We start from the raw sequence: 420 nt of genomic DNA on the forward strand, positions 1-420 counted from the left end.
TGGACGGGCTGGAAAGCGCCATCAGGCCGTTGCGCCAGCAGTGCCGCTGGGGAGGTCAGTCATGACATTCCGGCATCCCTGGAGCCCGCGCCTGCTGGCAGTATTGCCTGATGACCTGACGGAAAGCGCGGTCAGCGCGGACGATCCGCTGTGGGAAAAGACAGAGACTGAACTGGTGAAACTGGGTTCGCTTGCCCACAGTGAGGTGAGTCTGGATGCGGTGGCCCTTGACTGCCTGACGCTGCTGGAAACCCGTACCAAGGATATGCGYGTRCTGGTGCAACTGGTGCGCTGTCTTCAGCATCCGGCGACCGCTGAGTCGTGGTCTGCAGCCCTGGTCCTGATGGATGACTGGCTGTCGGCCTGGTGGACACTCGCATGGCCATCCAGCCCGGCACAAAAGCAGCGCCTGATGGTCCA

1 protein-coding gene is annotated in these 420 nt (G+C 62.4%); it reads left to right on the top strand.

Annotated features, from left to right (window positions below):
- Positions 1-61 precede the first annotated feature (61 nt).
- On the top strand, positions 62-420 hold a 359-nt coding region (locus ADK28_RS19280; RefSeq protein WP_048796409.1), incomplete at its 3' end, for a type VI secretion system ImpA family N-terminal domain-containing protein.

Source organism: Serratia sp. 506_PEND, assembly GCF_001076875.1.
Taxonomy (GTDB): Bacteria; Pseudomonadota; Gammaproteobacteria; order Enterobacterales; family Enterobacteriaceae; genus Serratia; species Serratia marcescens.